The organism is Deltaproteobacteria bacterium (assembly GCA_016875395.1).
Classification (GTDB): Bacteria; Myxococcota_A; UBA9160; order UBA9160; family UBA6930; genus VGRF01.
This window is the reverse complement of the sequence record VGRF01000005.1, coordinates 174,015-195,369: the sequence shown is the minus strand read 5'-3', so window position 1 is coordinate 195,369 and position 21,355 is coordinate 174,015. Positions and strand designations below refer to the sequence as shown.

Below are 21,355 nucleotides of genomic sequence, written 5' to 3'. Positions count from 1 at the left end.
CACAGCTCGTCGGGAATCCGCCAGCCCCGGTGAGCCTTCCCTCGTGCAGACACTTCACCCCCGGTCGCCAGTCGGAGGGTCACGGCTTGTCAATCATTAACACCCTGGGCGGTTTTCGGATAGGCTCTAAGCTCGCAGCGTGAAGAATCTCGCGCTGCTGCTGGTGGCCATCCTCGTCGCGCTGTTCTCGACCGAGGTCGTGCTGCGTGTGATCGGGAAGTACACGCCGCCCGATTGGCCGCCGGTGGAGCGCTCGCCCGGCCTCGTGAAGGCCGATCCGATCATGGGCTATCGGCTCTACCCGTCGGCTCGCACCTGCCTCCGCTACCCGACGACCGGCGGCCCGCTGCTCGAGGTGATCTCCAACTCGGACGGCTTCCGCAGTGCGCACGAGTTCGGCGCCCGCGACTCGCGCAAGCGCGTCACCGTGCTCGGCGACTCTTTCGTGTTCGGCGCCGGCGTCGAAGTGAGCGAGCGTTTCACCGACGTGGCGCAGCAGGTCACGCCCTCGATCCGCGTGGACAGCGTGGGGCAGACAGGCTGGGGCGCGCCGGAGATGCTGCGTGCGCTGGAAGCGCTCGGGCCGACGCTCGATCCCGACTACGTCGTGCTCGCGCTCTACACCCAAGACTTCGTGCGCCCGAGTCCGCACTACGCGGGCATGGGCTTCCCGCTGCCGAAGTTCGCCGTCCGCGACGGGAAGCTGGTCGACGAGCCGTTCGCGCCGCCGGTCGGCTGGCGACGCGCCCGGCTCTGGCAGCTCTACGTCCAGCTTCGCACCCAGCGAGACGAGAACTTCCTCGCGATCAACGAGGCGATCTTCGCGCGCATGCACGAGTCGTCGCGCGCGCTCGGCTCTCGGTTCGCCGCGCTGTTCCTGCCCGGGCGAGGCGACACACCCGACGACCGCCTCCGACGCGCCGCTCTGAGGGAATGGGCGACGCGCGCGAGCGTGCCCTTCACTTACCGACGCGTTCCGCGACGCAGGCATCGAGCGCACCTACATCGAGAACAACGCGCACTGGAATGAAGCCGGACACCGCCTCGCTGCCGTCGGCCTGCGCGAGTTGCTCGTGAGCGCTGGGCTCGACGCAGGCGTCGCGAGCGAGCTCGCGCCGCAGCCGCCGCGCGCGAGCTTCTGTCACGACAGCGCGATCGAGGGCCCTGAGCCGCCTGCCACCGCGGCCGAGAGCACGCCGCCGCCCGCGAGCTGAAGCACGCCGGCAGTCGCAGAAGCGAAACCGCCACGCCGGCCTCGGGTTGACGAGGAGGTGAGCGCCCTCGCGGGCGTCTCCGCTCGATGACTTACAGCTCGCGCCGTTTTCGCCCTGCCAAGCGCGCGAGCTCGAGGGCCAGCGCCCGGTCGCCACGCGCGGGCGGGCGCTGTGTCTTCGCGGGGCAGCAGCGCGGGGTCGCGAGGCGCGGCGCGACAGCGCCTTGCGCCCCGCTCGGTCGCGAGCCGGCATGACCATTGCTGCGTGTGCCTCGCGGAGGTGGGCGCGATGAGTCGCTACGCGTACTCGCGGTTGTCGGCGCAAGACAACGACTTCCTGCGCTGGGAGTCGCAGCGACTGCCGATGCACGGCGTCGGCGTGCAGATCTTCGAGTGCGGGCCGCTCGCGCGCGGGAACGGTGTCGACTTCAACGCCGTGCGCGAGGCCGTCGCAGCCGCCTTGCCGCGCATGCCGCGCTACCGCCAGAAGCTCGCGTTCATTCCTGGCACGCAGCGCGCGGTGTGGGTCGACGACGAGCACTTCCAGCTCGACCACCACCTGCGGCACGTCGCGGTGGCACACCCCGGCGCCGAGGCGCAGCTGCGGCGGCTCGTGTCGCACATCGCCGAGACGCCGCTCGACCGCGGCCGGCCGCTCTGGGAGAGCTGGGTGATCGAGGGACTCGCAAGCGCAGCGCGCGGTGAGCCGGAGGCGAGCGGAGATCAGCTCGGTAGCAAGCGCTTCGCGTTCGTGACGAAAGCGCACCACTGCATGTTCGACGGCGCGGGCGGGATGCAGCTGATCTCGCAGCTGCTCTCGCGCGATCCCGAAGCGCCGCTGCCCGAGGCGCCGCGCTTCATCGCGAAGACGCCGCCGAGCGCGTTCGAGCTGAAGCGCGACGACTGGCTGCACTGGGCGAAGCTGCCCTTCCGCCTCGCGCGCGGCGCCGCCGATGCGCTCCGCGACGGCGAGCAGACGCGCGAGAAGCTGCGCGAGCGGACGCGGGCGCTCGGCGCGCTGGCGCGCTTCAAGCTCGCCGCAGCGTCAGAGACGCCCCTCAACGGCAAGATCGGCCCGCACCGCAGCGTGGAGTGGACGAGCTTCGCGCTCGCCGAGGCGAAGGACGCCGCGCACGCGCACGGCGCCTCGCTCAACGACTTCGTCCTGGCAGTCGTTGCGGGCGCGCTGCGCACGTTCTTCGACGAGCGCGGCATCGAGCCGGGCGCGCTCGACTTCCGCGCGAGCTGCCCGGTGAACATTCGCGAGGAGAAGACGCGCGAGAAGGCCGGCAACTTCGTCTCGTCGTGGGTGGTCGAGCTGCCGCTCGGCGAGATCGACCCGGTCGAGCGGCTGCACAAAGTGCGCACTGCAACGCGCGAGCTGAAGGATCAGCACGTCTCGGCGGGCATTCAGAGCCTGCTCGCGCTGCACGAGTGGTTGCCGATCGACCTGCAGGCGCTCTCGCAGGGCGCACAGAACCTCGTCGTGACGAACGTGCCCGGCCCGCAGCACGCGCTCTACCTGCGCGGCGCGCGCATGGAGTCGATGTTCGCGTTGGCGCCGCTGATCGCGAACGTCGGCCTCACGATCGCGGCCACGAGCTACGACGGGAAGCTGTGCTTCGGCCTCAACGCCGACGAGGACCGCGTGCCGGACCTGCACGCCATCGTGCGCGCGCTGCGTGCCGCGTTCGCAGAGCTTGCGGCGAAGCCTGGGCACAAGAAGCAGACGCCGCGCGCCGCGGGCGTGGCGCCCGGGCGCGAGCTCGCGGCCGTCGCGAGCGCCTGACCTCGCTTCGCCTCTCGCGCCGGCCGCGCGCGTCGGGGAAGCTGTGCGCGTGGCGAAGAAACGGAAGCTGAAGCGCGCGCTGGTGCTGTCGGGCGGAGGCGCGCGCGGTGCCTACGAAGCGGGCGTGTTGTGCTTCCTGTTCGAGGAGCTGCCGAAGCTGCTCGGGCACGATCCGCGCGTCGATCTCGTGAGCGGCACGTCGGTCGGCGCGATTCACGCGAGCTTCGTCGCCGCCACCGCGGACCAAGGCACGGAGCGCGGCGCGCAGCTGCGCAGCGTGTGGGAGTCGATGGTGTTCGCAGAGCTGTTCGGCTCCGCGCTCTCCGAGGTCGTGGCGCTGCCGCGGCGCGTAGTGCGCGCGCTGCGTGCGCCGAAGGCGCTCCGCGAGGGCGAGCCGCCGGATCGCCTGTACGGGCTCCTCAACACCGCCAACCTCGAGCGCCTCGTGCGCGACGCGATTCCGTGGCCGCGCATCCGCCGCAATCTCGCGGAGGAGCACATCGACGGCGTATGCATCGCGGCCACGCAGATCTCGACGGGCCGCGCCGTCGTCTTCCACGACGCGCGCGGCTATCGCGAGGAAGCCTGGAGCCACGACCCCGCCATGATCGCGCGGCCCGCGAAGCTCGGGCCCGCGCACGCGCTCGCCTCCGCCGCGATCCCGGTCGTGTTCCCCGCCGTGCGCATCTGACCCACTTATTATGCCGACGGCGGGCTGCGCGTGAACACGCCGCTCGCGCCGGTCCTCAGGCTCGGCGCCGACCGCGTGATGACGATCGCGCTGCGCCGCGGCCCCGCCGAGGGCCCCGAGGCCGACGCCTCCGCGCGCCAACTCGAGAGCTACGGCAACCCGCTCTTCATGTTCGGCAAAGTGCTCAACACACTCGTGCTCGATCACGTCGAGAACGATCTCGCCCACCTGCGCATGCTGAACGACGTGGTGCGCCGCGTGCGCCGCGCCGCCGGCGACGAAGTGTGGGCGCGCGTGAACGAAGCGGTCATCGCCGAGCGCGGCCACCCACTGCGCGTGATCGACGAGTACACGCTGCGCCCCTCGGAGGAAGTGGGCACCGTCGCGGGCCAAGCCATCCACGGCGAAGACGGCGGCGAGCGCGCCCCCACCGCAATCCGCTTGTTGCGCCGCGCCTTCGACCTCGGCGACGACCCCTTCGAGTCCGACTTGCTCAGCTACGTCCTCTTCGACCGCAGCTTCACCAGCCGCCTCCTCTCCCTCGGCTACGAAGACGCCAAACGCAACGCCGGCGACCTCGCCCAATTCTTCAGCGACGACTGAGAGCGATCGACAACCCGACTCGCACCACCCCGATGCCCTGCCGCGCCGAGCCAACGCAGTTCCATCCTCGAACTCGAACGCTCCACCCAATCAGGTCGGCCGAGACCGCAAGCGAAGCGCGCAGCAAAGCGCGGAGTCTTCGGAGCGCTTTGCGAAGTAAACCAGGAGAAATCGCCGGCGCGCCGCGAACTCCGCCACAAACACGATGCACCGACGCGCGCCGGCGATCGCGACGCACGTCAGTCGAGGCCCGACTCTCCGCGATCCACAAGAGCAACGAAAGCATCTACCAACGCGGGATCAAACTGCGTCGCGCGACAGCGCTTCAACTCCTCGACGATCTCCGCTGCACTCTTGGCCGCGCGATGGCCCTCCGCGCGCGCCATCGCGTCGACCGCGTCCGCGAGCGAGAGCACGCGCGCTTCGAGCGGGATCGCCTCGCCGGCGCGGCCGTCGGGGTAGCCCCTTCCGTCCCAGTGCTCGTGGTGATGCAAGACGAACGGAGTGAGCGGCTCCCAGAGGCGAATGCTGGAGAGCATGCGCGCGCCGAGGACGGGATGCGCGCGCACCGACTTCGCGTCGAGGTGCCGCGCGGGATCGATCTTCAGCATGCCGATGTCGTGCAGCATCGCGGCGAAGTGCAGCCGCTCTTTGCGCGAGGAGTCGAGGCCGATCTCGTGCGCGAGGCGATTCGCGAAGCGCGCCACGTTCGAGCCGTGACCGCGGCGCCCCACGACGTGGCCGTCGAGCGCAGTCACCAACAGCTCCGTCACGTGCGCGAAGAAGTTGCGCTGCGCGTCCTCGAGATCGCTGCGCTGCAGCGCGCCGCTCGTCATGCCGGCGATCGTCGTGAGCGCGTCGATCGCCTCGTGGCCGAGCGCCGTCGTGGGCGCCTCGACGAGCAGAGCGCCGCGAACGTGCGCAGAGACGCGGAACGGGATGCTCACGGTGGCCCGCGCGCCCGCGGCAGTGCTGCTCAGCTCGCCAGCGCCGGCGAGCTCGGTCAGCTCCGCTGCGTTCGCATCGAACCAGCTCCGCGACGCGGCATCGGCTTGGCGAAGCTCGAGCGGCTTCTCCGAATCTTGGGCGATCAGCAGCGCGACGTGCGGTGAGCCCGAGAACTCGCGGGCACGCGCGCTCGCGCTGGCGAGGATCGCGTCCGGTTCGCGCGCAGCGCCGAGCTCGCGTGAGGCGGCGAGCAGCGTCGCGAGGCGCTGGTTGTCGGCCCGCATCCGCGAGAGCGTCGTGTCCGAGATACGCCGCAGCGCGAAGTAGACCGCGAGCGAGAGCGTCGCGAGCGACGCGACACCGCCGATCCATGCGACGTGACCTAGCGAACCGACGGCGTAGCCCGGCAGCACGAACTCGCGCACGACGAAGAAGAGCGCGCCGATCGGGGCGACGCCGCCGAGGAAGTAGGCCGCGAGCACGGCGCGATCGAAGCGCTGTGAGAACAACGAAAACCGCGAGCCGCCGCCCATGCTTCCCCCAGCCCCGCCTTGTCGGCTCGGCTCGCGGGGTGCTTGAGCGCGCAATCCGCCGGCAACTCGGCGCGGACTCGATCTCGCCCGCGCAGGACTGGGCCTACTTGGGTCCGCTCCGGAGGAGCCCCGCGAGCAGCGCCGGCTTCTTGGCGAAGCCGATCACCCCCGCCGCGACGAGCATGGGCTGGAGGTCGAACGGCAGGCCGTACAAACCGCCGTGCACGCGCTGCGCGAACACGCGCTGGATGTCGTGCGCGCGCTCCGCGCCCGGCGCACCCGCCGCCTTCGGGTTCAGCAGATCGTGAAGCAGGAGCAGCGCGTTCAGCGGCCGCGTCGTCTCGGGCGCGAACGTCTCGACGCCGAAGGTGCCGCAGCCGAGGTAAGCCGCCGAAAAGAGCGGATGCTCGAGGGAGTGCGTGCGCGTGATGCCCGCGACGTTCGCGGAGAGCGCGGCCTGTCCCCCGCGGCCGGCGATGCCGTACGCCGCCCAGCGCTCCATCGCGAGCACCTTCTCCACGTACTGCGCGGCCTGATAACTCGCGCCCTGAATCGGTACGACCGAGCGCTGCACGCGCGCCGCCGAGCCCTCGGGCGTTTGGCCCGCCGTGCCGAGCAAGCCCAGCGAGCCGAGCGCGCGCTGCCAGCCAGGCATCGCGAGCGTTCGGCGCGTCGCCATCGCCAGCTCGGGCTGCGAGAGCACCGCCGGGTGCGTGGGCGACACGTAGAGCGCGGCGGACCGCACACGCTCGGGCCCGACGGCGTCGACGATCGCGTTCATCGTGCTCGCGAGCCGCCACTCGCGCCCCGCGCCCGGCGCGTAGGCGAACAGGCCGCAGTCGACCGCTCCCGTAGACGCGAACGAGCCGATCGCCGCGGCGATCTCACGCGGCTGCGCGAGCAGATCGCCGAGGCGCTCGCCCGTAACAACTCGCCCCGAGAGCGAGTCGTCGCCGAGCCACTTCTCCGGCGGCGGCGCGACGTCGAGCCAGAGCACTTCGGCTCCCGCTTCGAGGAGAAAGCGCGTCGGCGCGATCTCGGCGGCAGCGCCCATCAGCGCGAAGCGGCGCGAGCCGAGATCGAGGCGACCCATCGCGTCGAGCGCGTTCGCGGCGATCCATGCGAGCGCCTCGGCCACCGCGGGTGTCGCGAGGTCGCGCGCCACGAGCGCCTCGCCGAGCCCGCCGAGCTCGCTGCCCGCCCAGCGGCGCCCGTCCCACTGCACCGAAGGCGCCCAGCGCCCACGGCCGCGCAGTGCCTGCGTCTTCAGCGGCGCCGGCTCCGGCAGCTCCCAGAGCGCATCCGCGAGGGGCCGCTCGACGCCGTCCGCCCGCAACAAGATCCAGCGGTGGCTCTTCTCCACGATAAAGCGCGCAATCTCGCGCCGCTCCGGCGACGCCGCGCGCACCGCCTCAAACGCTTCGACCACGTGTGGGTAGGTCGTCTTGAACACGCTCGACTCGCGCGGGAAGACGAGCGGGCGAAACGCATCGTTGAAGCGCAGCTTCGCGCTGGTGAGCAGGCCGTGCAGCATGGCGGAAGCCGTGAGGCCCGGAAAAATCACGCCATCGCGTTTCTCGTCGGCTGCGGGCAAAGCGGCGCTCCTGGGAAGCGCGCAAGATACCCCGCTACGCCGCGCGCCGGCCCGCGGAAGTGAGCGCGACATGAAGCTCGGGTTGCAAAAAACCGCGACCGCCGTCAGCCGCGCATGCGGTGCCACACCATGTCGGTCGCGGCGTTCGGGTTCACCAGCTCAGCCGGACTGCGCTGGTCGACGTGACCGAGCAGCCCCTTGTACGTGGAGTAGCCGACGAGCGCCTGCAGGCGCGGCGCCATCTTCGCGACGCGCTCGCGCGGAACTGCGAGCAGCTGACACTCCTCCTGGCGCAGAAAGCCGGCGCAGTAGTTCACGATGATCGCGAGCCGCCGCGCAGCGCTGTCGTTGGCGCCGCCGCCGTGCCACAGCGAGCCGTGGTAGACGAGCGCGCTGCCCGCGGGCATCAGCGCCTGCTGCGTCTCGGCGCGCTCGCTCGGCCGCGGGCGACGGTCGCGTTCGTGCGAGCCCGGCACGAAGTGCGTCGCACCGTTCTCCGCCGTGAAGTCCGTGAGCGCGACGATCGCGGTGCAGGTGTAGGGCGGATGCGGGCGCGGTAGCGGCAGGGTGCCGTCGTCGGCGTGCAGCGGCTGCGACGTTTCGCCGGGATTCATCTCGATCGCGGTGAGCGAGGATAGCAAGCAGTCCGGGCCTAACAGCTCTTCCGCGAGCGGCAGCAGCGCCGCATGCACCGGCAGCGCCTCGAACGCCTCGCTGCGCGCGAGCAGGTTGAAGACGCGCCGCGTGCGGAAGCCGAGGAACTCGTTCGTGCCGAACGGAATCGCGAAATCCGCGAGCGCGCGGTCGACCGCACTCGAGAGCGCCGCGACTTCGTGCGCCGAGAGCGCGCCCCGCACGATCGCGTAGCCGTGGGTGCGGACGAGGTCGGCGTTCGGCGTCACCGCCGCTTCCTCAGCGCCGAGTACACCGGCGCGAACCTCGCGAGCGTCTCCGCCGGCAGCGGCTCCACGCGCCCCAGCGAGCGCGCGCCCGCCACGATCTCGGCCGTGCGCTCCACGAGCGCGGTGACGTGATGCGCCTGCGCGAGATCGCGACCGGCCGCGAGCAAGCCGTGGTTCGCCATCAGCACCGCGGCGCGCTCGGCGAGATGACGGGCGCACTCTTCGCCGAGCGCGTCGGAGCCCGTGAGCCGGTAATCGGCGACGGGCACTTCGCCGCCGACGTAGATCTGGAACTCCTCGATCACGCAAGGGATCGGCTGGCGCGCGACGGCGAACATCGAGGCGAACTTCGCGTGCGAGTGGATCACCGCGCCGAGCTCGGGGTACGCGCGCAGCACGGCGAGGTGGAGCGCCTTCTCGGTGGTCGGCTTGCGCGCGCCTTCGAGCACGTTGCCGGCGAGGTCGCAGAGCGCGATGTCGTCGGGCGTCATCGTCTCGTACGCGAGCGAAGTCGGCGTCATCAGCACGAGCCCGCGCTCGCTGCGCACCGAGAGATTCCCCGCGGTGCCTTCGACGAGACCCGCGCGCAGCAGCGCCCGCGCGGTCTCGATCAGATCGACGCGCAGCTGGAGATCGCTCGGCATCAGCGCGCCAGCCCGGCTTCGCGCAGGCGTTCTTCGAGCAGCGGGATGCGGTCGTTGCCCCAGAACGGCTCGCCGCGGAAGAAGAACAGCGGCACGCCGAACACGTGATCGGCATGGGCTTCTTCGATGCACGCGTCGAGCAGCTTCGGGCCCTCGCCCGCGAGGAACGCGCGGTAATCGTCGGCGCTCGCGCCGCACTCGGCGAGGAGCGCTGCGATCTGGTCCGCGACGTCGAGCTCGAGGCGATGATCGAAGAAGCGCGCGTATGCCTGCAGCGTGTACTCGCGGAACACGCCGGCGCGCTGCGCGTAGAGGCCGCCGATCAGAGCGGGCGCGGTGTCGTAGACCTTCTTCGGCCCGCGAATCGGAAAACCGCCGCGGCGATTCGCCCAGCGCCGGGCATCGACGTACGAGTAGCGCGCCTTCCATTCCGAGTACTGCGAGCGCTCGCCCTTGCCCTTGATGCGCAGCGTGAACGGGATCCAGCGCACGGAAACCTGATAACTCGCCGGCAGCGCGAAGGCCGGCTCCGCGGCGAGATAGGCGAATGGGCTCTTGTAGTCGAAGTAGAGCTTCACGAGCTCGGCGCTCATTCGAGTCTCTCGTCTGCCGCAGCGTCGAGCGCCCGGCGCACCGCATTGCGCAGTTGCTTCATCCCGAACGGCTTCCAAAGCACTGCCGAGAGCGGATCCTTAGCGAGCTCGAGGTCGTCGGACGCATATCCGGTGACGTAGAGGACGCGCAGCCGCGGGCGACTGCTGCGGAGCAGCGCGGCCAACTGGGGCCCCCGCGTCCCCGGCATCGCGATGTCGGTGACGAGCAGGTCCAGGGGATCCCCCCGAATCTGCGAGATGGCCTGCGCCGCGCTCGCCGCTTGCAGCACGCGATGGCCGGCAGCAGAGATCGCTCGGGTGAGCAGCTCCCGCACTTCCGCAGAGTCGTCGACGACGAGCACCGTCGCCTGTTCGCCCTTCGACGAATCGTCCGCCTCTTCGTCGCGCGCCTCCGACGCCGATCCCAGGTGTCGCGGAAGATCGACGTGGAACGTCGTCCCTTTTCCGAGCGCGCTCTCGAAACTCACTCGCCCGCCACTCTCCTCCACGACCCGTCGAACCATCGAGAGACCCAAGCCGGTCCCGAGCTCGGGGGGTTTCGTCGTGAAGAACGCCTCGAACACGTGCGGCTTGGAAGCTTCGTCGATCCCCGTGCCCGTGTCCGAGACGCTCAGTCGCCAGCACGCACTCGGGCTCTCGACGGCCGCCACGTCGATCCCGAGTCGCCCGCCCGCAGGCATCGCATCACGCGCGTTCATCACGAGGTTCAGCAACGCCTGTTCGACTTGCTGTTCGTCGGCGAACACGACCGCAGGAACGGGCGCAAGGCCGACCACGACCTCGATGTCGACTCCGAGGATGCGCGCGAGCGTGCGCTGCAGGCGCCGGACCATCCCGTTCAAGTCGAATCGAGTCGGCGTGCGGTGGCCACGCCGGCTGAAGAGCTGGAGCTGGCGCGTGAGCGCGGCGGCGCTTTGCGCTGCCTCCTCGATGTCCTTGTGCGCCTCGGCGCGCAGGTGTTGGGGAAGATCCGCCATCACCTCGATGCTGCCGAGAATCACGGTCAGCTGGTTGTTGAGATCGTGCGCGACGCAGGCCGCAAAGCGTCCGACGACTTCCATCTTCTGTGCTTGGATGAGCTCGGCGGAAAGCAACTCGCGGTCCCGCTCCGCCCGCCGCCGCTCACTGATGTCGCGTGTCACTCCGAGCACGGCACGAACGTCACCACCCGAGTCCCGAATCAAGCTGACGTCCACCTCGCACATCACGGTGCTGCCGTCCTTCCGGACGTGCTCGGCCTCGTAGCGTATGAAGCGCTCACCGTCGGAAACCGCGCGTGCGAACGCGCTCTGCGCGATCTGCGCGGAATCAGGAGTCAGGAAGAGTCGACTCACTCCGCGAGCGATCTGCTCTTCCGGCGTGAATCCGAGCAATCGCTCCGAGGCGGGACTCACGTAGCGAAGCTCTCCGTTCTCGATCAGCCAGATCAAGTCGCGCGAGTTCTCCGCGACGAGGCGATAGCGGCGCTCCACGCCTTGCACCTGGTGCAACGTCGCGCGCATGCGCGTCAGGACCTCGCTCATCAGGATCGGCATCGCGACGATCCCCGTCAGCGAGAACCACCACATGCCGACTCGAGTCGTCGGCGGGAGAAGCGACGAGAGCATGCCCGCTTCGCCCGCCAAGGCGGCGCCGCCGCTGACGACCGCCGTGAGCAGACTCGTGAGGATCGCAGGGCGAATGCCGAGTAGAAGCCCGGCAGACGCGATCGCGATCAGGTACGGCGCCGTCGAGATCGCCGCCATGCCGCCCGCGGCGAGCTGACTGAGCAGACCCATCGTCCAGATCCACGCGGAAACGCCAGCGCCGGCGCCGATTGGCCGGCTGCGAGCGAGCGCAGCGAGGCCAAACAAGCCCGCTGCAGCGACGCCGCCGAGCAACGCGTTGCGGGGACGCTGAAGCACGGCAGCCGCGACCAATGCCCAGACCAGAAGCGCGAGGCCGTTCGAGATGCAGATGCGACGGACGTTGAACGCGAGGCGTTGTTGGTCGGGCTCGTCGAGCAGCAGCGGCGCCAGCCGGCGTAACGCCTTCACGATTTCCTCGGCAAATCTCGGCGATGGCCCATCGCCGGCTCGCAGGTTAGCCCTCCATGAACGAGTTCGTGCCGCCGCGCAGGACATCTTTCAGCACCTTGCCGCTCGGGTTGCGCGGCAGTGGCTCGCTGCGCACCTCCCACGCCGTCGGCACCTTGTATGCCGCGAGCGTCTCGCCGCACCAGCGCGCGAGCTCGGCGCTGTCGAGCGTGGCGTCGGCTTCCGGCACCACGACCGCCTTCACCGCTTGGCCCCACTCCTCGTGGTCGACTCCGAACACCGCCGCCTCGCGCACGAGGGCGTGCTGCTCGAGCCGATACTCGATCTCGACGGGGTACACGTTCTCGGCGTTGCGCAGGATCATGTCGCGCGCGCGCGAGTTGATGTAGAGGAGCCCGTTCTCGAAGCGGCCGATGTCGCCGGTCGCGAGCCAGCGGCCCGGCTTGATCGTCTTCGCGGTCGCGTCCGGCTTTCCCCAATAACCGAGCATCAGGTACGGGCTGCGGATGTGGATCTCGCCCTCGACGCCCTCGGGCAGCGCCTTCCCATGCTCGTCTCGGATCTCGAGCTCGTGCGTGGGGATCACGCGCCCGGCGGAGGTGGGATGCCGCACGTACTCGGCGCCGCGGATCGTCGTCGGCGCGGAGACGCTCTCGCTGCTTCCGTAGCCGATGCCCTGCTGCGAGCTCGCGTTCGGGAACGCGGCGCGTAACAACTCCTGCACGGCGGGGCTCACCGGCGCGCCGCCGAAGCCGACGTTCTCGACGCACGAGAGGTCGTGCCGAGCGAGCTCCGGGTGGCGCGCGATGCGCGGGCCCATCGAGCCGAGCGCGGCGAACGTCGTGACGCGCTCTCGCGCCATCAGGCGAATCGTCTCCGCCTCGTCGAAGCGTCCGGAGCGCATCACGAGCTTCCCGCCGAGCGCGAGCTGCAGCACGATCGTCGCGTAGAGCCCCGACAGGTGGAACATCGGAGACATCGCGAGCGTCACGCCCTGCTTCGGCGCCGCCGCCGGCGCGCCGCCGCCGGCGAGAGTCATGTCGGTCACCGCATTCTCTGCGCCCGAGTAGGTGGCGGTCGAGACGAAGCCGGCGATTCCGCGATGCGAGCCGACGGCGCCCTTCGGACGCCCCGTGGTGCCGCTCGTGTAGAGGATCACCGCGGCGTCGTCCTCGGCGATCGGCTCCTCCGGCAGCGCCGCGCCGGGCGCGTGCCGTAACAACTCCTCGAACTGCGACTCGATCTCGACGACGGGGATCTCGAGCCCGAGGCCGCGTGCCCGCGCGAGCCGCGCGCGATCGCCGATCAGCAGCTTGGGCGCGCTGTCCGACACGCCGTACGCGATCTCGTCCGGCGTCCACCAGCCGTTCAGCGCGGCGACGATGCCGCCGAGGCTCACCGTCGCCCAGAACGCGAGGGGCCACTCCGCACAGTTCGCGGCGAGAATCGCCACGCGGTCGCCGCGCGCGATGCCGTACCGCTCGCGCAGCGCCGCCGCGACGCTCGCCACGTGCGCGAGGTGCTGCGCGTACGTGATGCGCCGCGCGTCGTGGACGAGGTACTCCTTGTCGCCGTGCGCTGCCGACGCCCGTAACAAGTCGCGGAGCGAGCGCGGGCGGTTCTTGAACACGCGCATTCGCTCGCCGAGCACGTCCTCTTCGACGATCTCGAACGGGCCCCCGGGGCCCGTGAGTCTCGCGCGCACGCCGAGCCGAACCTGCTCCGACACCGCCTACTTCCTCCCGGGCAGGTTGCCGCGCATCGCCGCTTCACCGAGAACGGGCGCGATGAAGTGGCCGAAGTTCGGGCCGCGCCGGAGGCCGTGCCCGCCGTCGACGTGGATGATTTGTCCCGTCACCCAGCTCGACTCGGGGCCGATCAAGAAGCGCACGAGCTCGCCGACCTGCTCGGGTTCGCCGACGTCGTTCATCGGCGTGTTCTCGATGTAGCTCTGATACGTCGCGCTGCTGCGCGGCACGCCTTCCATGATCTCGGTCGAGATGAAGCCGGGGCGCACCGCGTTGAAGCGCAGCCCGCTCTGGCCGAACTCGTCGGCGGCGTTGCGCATCAGCGCCTCGACGCCCGCTTTGCCCGCGGTGTAGGCGCCGAAGTACGGATGCGTCTGGCCGCCGGCGATCGAGGACATGCCGACGAACGAGCCGCCGCCCGCAGCGACCATCAGCGGCACCGCGTGCTTCACGCACAGGAACGTGCTCAGCACGTTCAAGTGCAGCACGCGCAGGAACTCCTTCGTGTCCTGGAGGTGCAGCGGCATCAGCGCGCCGCCGCCGCCCGCGTTCGCGACGACACCGTCGAGCTTGCCGGTCGCTTCCAGCGTCTTCGCGAGCGCGCGCTGCACGTCGTCTTCGCTCGTCACGTCCGCAGTCGCGAAGCGCACGCTGCCGCCGAACGCCGCGACCGCCTCGATTCGCTTCGCCGCGTCCTCGAGCTTGCTCGCGGTGCGGCCCACGATCGTGACCGCCGCGCCGTCCGCCGCGAGCTGCGCCGCGCAGGCGCGCCCGATCCCGGTGCCGCCACCCGTAACAAGTACGGCCTTCCCCTCGAGCCCACCTTTGCTGCGCACGCCGGCCACTGCCCGCCCTCCAAGCAAGGCGAAGCATTCTGGCACAACGCCCCGCGCGGCGGCGCTCGGCGCGGGTCAGCGGATGAGATCAGGCGCCCATGCGCGAATGCGCGCTTCGACGAGGTTGCCGCCGTGGCGCGCAAGCAAGGCTCGATCCGCGTCCGAGAGCTTCTTCAAGTTGGTCTTGATCTTGGAGGCCGCAATCGCGTCGGCGTCATGTGCCTTCTTGCTCGGGTCCACGTTGCTGTCGATCGAAAACCACATCGGCTGCGGCCTTCCGTTCGCCGCGTGCTGCAGGCGTAGCCGGCTGAACTGCATCCCGCGCACCTGTTCCATCAGGATGTCGATCGACTTGAACACCGTCTTCGAGCCGAAGCGCGTCGGCGTCTCGTCCAGGTCGAACGGCTTCCCGGCATCGCTCACGATCGCGTAGTCGAGATCCTTGGCTTTCTCCTCTTCGCTCCTGGTTCCCCATCGCAACAACGGGTTGACGCCGAGGTTGTCGTAAACGCCGCCATCCGTGAGCGAGACGAACTCGAAACCCGCATTCGAGAACACGTCGTGCTTGATCTTCATCGGTGCGAATACCGGGGGGAACGCGGACGAGGCCGCGACGGCGCGCGCCAGCGAGAAGTCGTCGGCTGCTGCGTAGCCGGTCTCGTGATCGCCCATCACCGAATCGCGGTTCGCCCCGCACACGAAGGCGAAGCGATTACCGGTGGCGAGGTTCGTCGCGTTGAGGTGAAGCGTCGGCCCGGCGCGAAGCGCTCCGAGTCTCGCCTTGCGGAACAGATGCGCGTCGTACATGCCGGCGAGCTTGTCGAGCCGCGAATCAAGTGGATCGAACAGCCCGAAGAAGAACGCCTTCCCTGCGAGCGACTCGGACGCGAGAAACTCGTCGAGCTCGTCGAGAGCCGCGGCGTCGCCCCAGTGAAGGGCGAGGAATGCGCCGGCGATGCTGCCCCCGCTCACGCAGCTGAGGCGATCCAGCTTCCAGAGCAGGCCGAGCGCGAGCAGCCTTCGGAACACGCCCAGATGGAACGCAGCCGCGCGAAAGCCGCCCCCGGAGAGCGCGAGTCCGATCCTCTTCGTGGCGCCGGCAACCTCGACGGGCATCTCGCCTCTCTTCTCGCACTCGAAGCTGCGCGCAAAACGCCCCGTTCGATATGAACCGGATCACACCTCGGGAATGTCGCGATCGAGCACCGTCATGCGGCCGTCGCGGCGCGCGTTCTCGATCGCCTGATCGCACACGCGGCGCACGATCTCCGAGAGCGGCTCGAGCACCTTGTCGCTCGTGTTGTACCCCGCCTTCGCGCGCACGTAGTCCTTGAGGCGGCTCGCGATGATCAGCACTTCCTCCGGCGCCGCGGGCTTCGCGGGCGCCGCAGCGGCGGGCCGCACGAGGCGGCGCTGCCCGCCGGGCGACGCGTTCGCGTCCGGATCGAGCGATGCAGGCGCGCGCTTCTCGACCGCCCACGCCTCTCGGTGATTGGCGTCGGGGAGGTGCACCTCCCAACAACTCACGGAACAGAACACGAGGCCCGTGCGCGGGCGATTGCACGTGGAAACGCTGCACACCTGATGAATCGCCCCGAGCGCGATCGACGTTTTGCATGCGCTGCAGCGGCGCCAGTGTGCGGCCTCGGTCACGCGTCTCTCCTGTCGAAGGCGAGCACGGTGCCGCGCAGCGCGCGTGAGTCGCAAGCCGCACGCGCTCGCATCTATCGTGCCGAGCGATGTCGCTGCCCGACGAGCTGCGAGCGTGGATCGAGGCCGAGCTGCGCGCGCCGCTCGCGAGCACGGAGCGCGTCGGCGCCGGCGCTTCGCGCGCGACGTGGCTCGTGCGCACCGCGCAGCGGGAGGTCGTGCTGCGCCTCGACACGGGCGACGGCCCCGTCGCGGGCACGGAGCTCTCGCTCGCGCGCGAAGCCGCGGCGTATCGCGCGCTGCGCGGCGCGCGCGTGCGCATCCCGGCGCTGATCGCATCGCGCGACGATGCGCTGCTCGTCGAGCGCGCGGGCGGCTCGCCCGAGCTCGATGCGCTCAGCTCCGAGCAGCGCGCGGCGCTGATGCTGGATTTCGCCGAGTCGCTCGCCGAGCTGCACCTCGTCGATGCCCGGAAGCTCGAGCTGCCGGGCTTCGCGCGCCCGCGTGCGCCACGAGATCACGCCCTGAACGAGCTTGCGCTCTGGCGTCGCATCTTCGAGTCGCGCGTGAAGCGGCCGGCGCCGCTCGCGCGCTTCGCGTTCGCGTGGCTGGAGCGCAATGCGCCCGAAGCGAGCGACACCGTCCTGTGTCACGGGGACGTGGGCCCCGGCAACTTCCTCCACGACGGCGCGCGCGTGACGGCCCTGCTCGACTGGGAGTTCGCGCACGTCGGCGACCCGATGGACGATCTCGGCTGGCTCGCCTTCCGCGGCCATCACATGCAGGCCGACATCGGCGATCTCGGCGCGCAGCTCGCGCGCTGGTCCTCGCGCACCGGGTGGCCGGTGAGTCCTGCGCGCGTCGCCTACTACCGCGCCTTCGTGATGCTGCGCTGGCTCGTCTCGTGTCTCGCGGCGCTCGACAACGGCGCGAAGTCCCTCGACCGCTCGGTGTACTTCTCACTCATCGCACTCGTCGACGCGCTGCTCCCTCGCGCACTCGCGCAGCTCGCGGGCATCGCGCTGCCGGCGTTCGCGCCGGCGCCTGCTGCGAGTGATCGCGACAGCGCGGAAGCGATGGACGCACTCGTGAGCGACATCGCGACGGTGCTCATGCCCGCGCTCACGGGCGAGGCGCAGCGCCGCGCGCGGGGCGCGTTGCTGCTCGCGATGCACGCCGCCGCGCTCGCGCGCTTCGGCGAGACCGCGAACGCTGCGGAGCGCGAGGCGCTGCGCGAGCGGTCGGGCCGCGCGCCGACCTCGCTCACGGAAGGGCGCCTCGCAGTCGACGCGCTCACTGCCGCCGCACCCGCGAGCGAAGACGCCGCGTGGCTCGCGTGGCTGGCGCGCGTGGGCGAAGCGCGCCTCGTGCTCTGGCCGATGGTCGCGAACCTCGCGAAGCGACCGCTCGCGGACATTCCAGTTGTGACGAACCCATAACAAGCCAGCGGAGGCCGCGTGCTCACGCCCGACGACGATCGCTTCCACTCCCCCGCATCGAACGACCCCTGGTGGAGCGAAACCTGCTGGTTCTCCTTCGCCCACCCGGAAGAGCGAATGTCGGGCTGCTTCTATCCCCTCTTCCGCCCGAACCAAGGCGTCGTCTCGCTCGCCGTCACGGTGTGGGACCACACCGCGCACGAGCCGTGGCGCGTGCTCTACCACCGCGCGAGCTGGCACCTGCCGCTCCCGCTCACGAACCTCGATCGACTCGAGCTCGCCGGCCTGCGCTACGAGGTGCTCGAGCCGCTGCGCCGTTACCGCGTGAGTTATCAGGACGCCGACTCGCTGCGCGCCGAGCTCGAGTACGAGGGACTGATTCCTGCACACGAGGCGGGCGTGCGCGACGGCCACGGACACATCGACCAGCCCTGCCGCGTGCGCGGCGAGATCACGCTGCGCGGGCGCCGCATCGCGATCGATCACGCCGACATGCGCGACCGCAGCTGGAGCGTGCGCCGCGACGACCGCCCGACGCGCGCCGCTTACAGCTACGGCATCGCGAGCGAGCGCGAGAACTTTCTCGCGATGGCGATCGCGTCGCCCGGCCTCGGCGGCCGCGGCGACGTACAGCCGATCGTCACGGGCTACCTGGTGCGCGACGGCGAGAAGTCCGGGCTCGTCGCCGGCACGCGCACGATCGAGCGCGATGGACACGCCTGGCCGGCGCGGGTCGTGCTCGAGGCGCGCGACGCGCTCGGCCGCGAGCTGCGCGCGAGCGGCGTCACCGTGAACCGCTTCGCCAATCAGGCGACGCCCGCGATGTTCGCGTGGATGAGCCTCACGCACTGGGACTTTGCGGGCGGGTGTTACGGCCAAGACCAGGACATCTGGTCGCCGGACGTTCTTCCGATCTCCTGATCGTCGCGCGGCTTCGCCTCGCTGCGCGCTGCGCTGGCTAGACGTCCTTTACCACCGCCATGAACTTCGCGAGCGCATCGATGTGCTGCTGCGGCGAGGTGAAGCCCGGATCCTTGTCGCCGATCAGCGAGGCGCCGGTGCTCATCGCGCGCATCGAGAAGTGCGTCGCGCCCGCGGCCTTCCAGGTCTCCGCGCTCTTGCGCCAGCCGTCGGGCCCGTCGCCGTAACCGACGATCGCGTCGATCTCGAAGCCCTTCGCGCGCCCGGTCTTCTCGAGCTCGGCGCGCAGCTGCGTGTTGAAGTTCAGCATCGTCGCGTTCGCGGCGCCAAACAGGAAACCGTCGCCGGTGCGCGCGGCGCGCTTCAGCGCGGGAGCGGAGAAGCCGCCGAACCAGATCGGGATCGGCTTCGTCGGCAGCGGCAGAATTCCCGCGCGGTCGACGCGGTGGTAGCGGCCCTGATAGTCGAGCACCGGCGTCGCCCAGAGCTTCCGTAACAACTCCACCTGCTCGTCGAAGCGCTTGCCGCGCGTGGCGAAGCTCTCGTTGAGCGCCTCGTACTCCACGTAGTTCCAGCCCGTGCCGACGCCGAGCTTCAGGCGGTTGCCCGACAAGATCGCGAGCTCCGCGCATTGCTTCGCCACGAGCGCGGTCTGGCGCTGCGGGAGGATGATCACGCCCGTCACCAGCTCGAGCTTCTTGGTGAGCGCCGCGAGGTAGCCGAACAGCACTAACGGCTCGTGAAACGCATTCTGCTCCGTGTAGGGCCCGCCGAGCTTCGGCTCGCGGCCCGCGTGCACGGCGCCGAGCACGTGGTCGTACGTGATCAGGTGCGAGTAGCCGAGCGCCTCGGCGGCCTGCGCGAAGTCGCGAATCGCGATGGGGTCGTTGCCGATCTCGCAGGTGGGAAACACGCAGCCGATTTTCATGGCGGCCTCCTTGCTCGGGCCATGATTCCGCGCTCGCCGAGGCGCTGCCATCGCGGCGCGTGTGGTAGACCGGCGCTGCGCTCGAGAGGAGAGACGCGATGGGTGCCGCCTACTCGAAGCTGATGTCGCCGGGCCGCATCGGCCGGCTCGAGCTGCGCAACCGCATCATCGTCACGTCGATGGGCGTGTGCCTCGCCGAGGACGACGGCAGCGCGGGCGACCGCATCGTCGCGTACCACGAAGAGCAAGCGCGCGGCGGCGCGGGGCTCGTGCTCATGGGAGTCACCGGCGTCGCGTGGCCGGTCGGCGCGGTGATCCCGAACCAACTCGCGATCTCGGACGATCGTTTCTTGCCGGGCCTGCGCCGCGTCGCGAAGGCGGTGCATGCGCACGGAGCGAAGATCGCGGCGCAGCTCCATCACGGCGGTCTGGTCGCCGGCTACGCCGCGCTCGACGGCCACCCGCTGTGGGCGCCTTCGCCCCCGAAGGCGACCTCGGCGGAGTTCGTCGCCTACTTTCTTCGTGAAGAGCTCGCCGCGTTCGCAGGTGGATCGATGCCGCGCGTGAACGTGCTCGAGAAGAGCAACATCGCGCTCGTTGCATCGCAGTTCGGCGCGGCCGCGCGCCGAGCGCGCGAGGCGGGCTTCGACGGCTGCGAAGTGCACGGCGGTCACGGCTACCTGATCTCGTCGTTCCTCTCGCCGTCGTCGAACACGCGCACGGACGAATACGGCGGCTCACTCGAGAACCGCGCGCGCTTCATGCTCGAAGTCGTCGCTGCGATTCGCGCGGCCGTCGGCGCGGACTTCCCGCTCTGGATGAAGCTCGACTCCGCGGAGCACGGCAAAGCGGTGGGCACCACGCTCGAGGACGCGCTCGCCGTCGCCGGCATGCTCGAGCGCGCGGGCGTCGACGCGATCACCGTCACTTCGTATCACGACACCGCGCAGCCGAAGCTGCACTCGGGCTCGAACATCCCGCATCAGCCCGAGCTGAACATTCCCAACGCCAGCGCGATCAAGGCGCGCGTGCGGATCCCCGTGATCGCCTCGGGTCGCGTCGAGCCGGAGCGCGCGGACGCGCTGATCGCCGCGGGCGCCTTCGACTTACTCGCGATGGGCCGCAAGCTGCTCGCCGACCCGCAACTCCCTAACAAGCTCGCCGCGGGCAAACCCGAAGAAATTCGCCCGTGCATCTACTGCTACACGTGCGTCAGCAACATCTACCTGCGCAAGCCGACGCGCTGCGCGGTCAATCCCGCGCTCGGCTTCGACCACCTGCAAACGCGCGCAGCGGCGCCGAAGGGCAAGCGCTTCGTCGTGATCGGCGCCGGCCCGGCGGGCATGGAAGCGGCGCGGCGCCTCGACGCGGAAGGCAATCGCGTCGTGCTGCTCGAGCGCAGCGATCGGCTCGGCGGCACGCTGCGCTTCGCGTCGCTCTCGTACGAAGCGAACGAGCGCCTGCTCGCGTGGCTCGAACGCGAGCTGGCGCGCTCGCGCGTCGAGGTGCGGCTGCGCACGGAGGCGACGCCGGAGTTGTTACGGACGCTCGCGCCCGACGAAGTCGTGGTCGCGACGGGCGCCGTGCGTGCGCTTCCGCCGATCCCTGGCGCGGAGCAGGATCACGTGCTCAGCGGGGACGACCTGCGCGCGCTGATGCTCGGCGAAAGCTCGGACGCGCTGAAGCGCAAGACTGGCCTCGCGACGCGGCTCGCCACGCGCGTGGGCGCGGCGACCGGCGTGACCGCGAGCCCGGAGCTCGTGCGGCGCGCGACGCGCCAGTGGATGCCGCTCGGCAAGCGCATCGCGATCCTCGGCGGCGAGCTGGTCGGCCTCGAGCTCGCGGAGTTTCTCGCCGAGCGCGGCCGCAGCGTGACGGTGATCGAGGAGAGCGCGCAGCTCGGGCGCTGGCTCAGCGTGGTGCTGCGCATGCGCCTCATCCCCGAGCTGCGCGAGCACGGCGTCGCGCTGTTCGCGGGTACGAAGGATCTGCGCATCGCCGCGGACGCCGTCTCCTTCACGGCGAGCGATGGAGCTGCACAGCGCGTTGCGGCAGACCACGTGATCGTGGCGCAAGGCGCGCGCGGCGACTCGAGTTTCGCCGCCTCGCTGCGCGCCGCGGGCTTCGTCGTGCGCGAAGCCGGCGACTGCACGGGCGTGGGCTACCTCGAAGGCGCGATGCGCGGCGCGGCGCGCGCCGTGCTCGGCACAGCGGCGGTGCCGCCGCTCTGAGCCGGGCGAATCGCGTCGCCCGCTTCGGTCTCCTA

The 21,355-nt window shown here is 70.3% G+C and carries 19 protein-coding genes; 8 read left to right on the top strand and 11 right to left on the bottom strand.

Annotation, left to right across the window (positions count from 1 at the left end):
• Nucleotides 1-139: 139 nt before the first annotated feature.
• The 5 genes from FJ091_06575 to FJ091_06555 all read left to right on the top strand — a co-directional run bounded on the left by FJ091_06575 (nt 140) and on the right by FJ091_06555 (nt 4,296).
• Complete coding sequence (locus FJ091_06575) at nt 140-1,030, top strand: hypothetical protein (GenBank protein ID MBM4383020.1); 891 nt, start codon at nt 140-142, stop codon at nt 1,028-1,030.
• 43 nt (nt 1,031-1,073) lie between these two features.
• Entirely contained in the window at nt 1,074-1,214 is a 141-nt protein-coding gene (locus FJ091_06570; protein MBM4383019.1) for a hypothetical protein, read from the top strand.
• A 288-nt stretch (nt 1,215-1,502) separates the two neighbouring features.
• Nucleotides 1,503-3,002, top strand: coding sequence for a wax ester/triacylglycerol synthase family O-acyltransferase (locus FJ091_06565; protein ID MBM4383018.1), 1,500 nt, complete (start codon nt 1,503-1,505; stop codon nt 3,000-3,002).
• Nucleotides 3,003-3,051: 49 nt separating this feature from the next.
• Nucleotides 3,052-3,693: a patatin-like phospholipase family protein gene (locus tag FJ091_06560; protein ID MBM4383017.1), complete on the top strand. Its 642-nt coding sequence runs from the start codon at nt 3,052-3,054 to the stop codon at nt 3,691-3,693.
• 30 nt (nt 3,694-3,723) lie between these two features.
• Complete coding sequence (locus FJ091_06555) at nt 3,724-4,296, top strand: hypothetical protein (GenBank protein MBM4383016.1); 573 nt, start codon at nt 3,724-3,726, stop codon at nt 4,294-4,296.
• A gap of 239 nt (nt 4,297-4,535) precedes the next feature.
• Here FJ091_06555 and FJ091_06550 read toward each other — a convergent pair whose 3' ends face one another.
• The 10 genes from FJ091_06550 to FJ091_06505 form a co-directional block, all read right to left on the bottom strand.
• Entirely contained in the window at nt 4,536-5,777 is a 1,242-nt protein-coding gene (locus FJ091_06550) for an HD domain-containing protein (protein MBM4383015.1), read from the bottom strand.
• Between the two features lie 103 nt (nt 5,778-5,880).
• Nucleotides 5,881-7,371, bottom strand: coding sequence for a hypothetical protein (locus tag FJ091_06545; protein ID MBM4383014.1), 1,491 nt, complete (start codon nt 7,369-7,371; stop codon nt 5,881-5,883).
• Nucleotides 7,372-7,475: 104 nt separating this feature from the next.
• A complete protein-coding gene (locus FJ091_06540) occupies nt 7,476-8,273 on the bottom strand; it encodes a phytanoyl-CoA dioxygenase family protein (GenBank protein ID MBM4383013.1) in 798 nt (265 codons plus the stop codon).
• Nucleotides 8,270-8,917, bottom strand: coding sequence for a class II aldolase/adducin family protein (locus FJ091_06535; GenBank protein ID MBM4383012.1), 648 nt, complete (start codon nt 8,915-8,917; stop codon nt 8,270-8,272). The genes FJ091_06540 and FJ091_06535 overlap by 4 nt, the downstream gene beginning before the upstream one ends.
• Nucleotides 8,917-9,510 (bottom strand): DsbA family protein, encoded by a 594-nt coding sequence (locus tag FJ091_06530; protein ID MBM4383011.1) that lies wholly within the window; start codon nt 9,508-9,510, stop codon nt 8,917-8,919. The genes FJ091_06535 and FJ091_06530 overlap by 1 nt, the downstream gene beginning before the upstream one ends.
• Nucleotides 9,507-11,567 carry a PAS domain S-box protein gene (locus tag FJ091_06525; protein ID MBM4383010.1) on the bottom strand — a complete coding sequence of 687 codons (2,061 nt, stop codon included), beginning with the start codon at nt 11,565-11,567 and terminating at the stop codon, nt 9,507-9,509. The genes FJ091_06530 and FJ091_06525 overlap by 4 nt, the downstream gene beginning before the upstream one ends.
• 46 nt (nt 11,568-11,613) lie before the next feature.
• On the bottom strand, nt 11,614-13,296 hold the full coding sequence (locus tag FJ091_06520) for an acyl--CoA ligase (protein ID MBM4383009.1): 1,683 nt from the start codon (nt 13,294-13,296) through the stop codon (nt 11,614-11,616).
• Between the two features lie 3 nt (nt 13,297-13,299).
• A complete protein-coding gene (locus FJ091_06515) occupies nt 13,300-14,151 on the bottom strand; it encodes an SDR family oxidoreductase (protein MBM4383008.1) in 852 nt (283 codons plus the stop codon).
• 75 nt (nt 14,152-14,226) lie between these two features.
• A complete protein-coding gene (locus FJ091_06510) occupies nt 14,227-15,267 on the bottom strand; it encodes a patatin-like phospholipase family protein (protein ID MBM4383007.1) in 1,041 nt (346 codons plus the stop codon).
• A gap of 60 nt (nt 15,268-15,327) precedes the next feature.
• A complete protein-coding gene (locus tag FJ091_06505) occupies nt 15,328-15,804 on the bottom strand; it encodes a hypothetical protein (protein MBM4383006.1) in 477 nt (158 codons plus the stop codon).
• A gap of 86 nt (nt 15,805-15,890) precedes the next feature.
• Between FJ091_06505 and FJ091_06500 the strand changes: the two genes are divergently transcribed.
• On the top strand, nt 15,891-17,240 hold the full coding sequence (locus FJ091_06500; protein MBM4383005.1) for a phosphotransferase family protein: 1,350 nt from the start codon (nt 15,891-15,893) through the stop codon (nt 17,238-17,240).
• Between the two features lie 18 nt (nt 17,241-17,258).
• Nucleotides 17,259-18,161 carry a hypothetical protein gene (locus FJ091_06495; GenBank protein MBM4383004.1) on the top strand — a complete coding sequence of 301 codons (903 nt, stop codon included), beginning with the start codon at nt 17,259-17,261 and terminating at the stop codon, nt 18,159-18,161.
• Between the two features lie 37 nt (nt 18,162-18,198).
• On the opposite strand, the gene FJ091_06490 is transcribed toward FJ091_06495, so the two are convergent.
• Nucleotides 18,199-19,089: an LLM class F420-dependent oxidoreductase gene (locus FJ091_06490; GenBank protein MBM4383003.1), complete on the bottom strand. Its 891-nt coding sequence runs from the start codon at nt 19,087-19,089 to the stop codon at nt 18,199-18,201.
• Between the two features lie 98 nt (nt 19,090-19,187).
• On the opposite strand from FJ091_06490, the gene FJ091_06485 reads away from it, so the two are divergent.
• Nucleotides 19,188-21,320 carry an FAD-dependent oxidoreductase gene (locus FJ091_06485; GenBank protein ID MBM4383002.1) on the top strand — a complete coding sequence of 711 codons (2,133 nt, stop codon included), beginning with the start codon at nt 19,188-19,190 and terminating at the stop codon, nt 21,318-21,320.
• The last annotated feature ends 35 nt before the right edge of the window (nt 21,321-21,355 follow it).

Bases quoted from the DNA above. Each gene is read 5' to 3' on its own strand.
- FJ091_06565 (MBM4383018.1), top strand. From the start codon at position 1,503: ATGAGTCGCTACGCGTACTCGCGGTTGTCGGCGCAAGACAACGACTTC.
- FJ091_06550 (MBM4383015.1), bottom strand. From the start codon at position 5,777: ATGGGCGGCGGCTCGCGGTTTTCGTTGTTCTCACAGCGCTTCGATCGC.
- FJ091_06535 (MBM4383012.1), bottom strand. From the start codon at position 8,917: ATGCCGAGCGATCTCCAGCTGCGCGTCGATCTGATCGAGACCGCGCGG.
- FJ091_06530 (MBM4383011.1), bottom strand. From the start codon at position 9,510: ATGAGCGCCGAGCTCGTGAAGCTCTACTTCGACTACAAGAGCCCATTC.
- FJ091_06510 (MBM4383007.1), bottom strand. From the start codon at position 15,267: ATGCCCGTCGAGGTTGCCGGCGCCACGAAGAGGATCGGACTCGCGCTC.
- FJ091_06500 (MBM4383005.1), top strand. From the start codon at position 15,891: ATGTCGCTGCCCGACGAGCTGCGAGCGTGGATCGAGGCCGAGCTGCGC.
- FJ091_06490 (MBM4383003.1), bottom strand. From the start codon at position 19,089: ATGAAAATCGGCTGCGTGTTTCCCACCTGCGAGATCGGCAACGACCCC.
- FJ091_06485 (MBM4383002.1), top strand. From the start codon at position 19,188: ATGGGTGCCGCCTACTCGAAGCTGATGTCGCCGGGCCGCATCGGCCGG.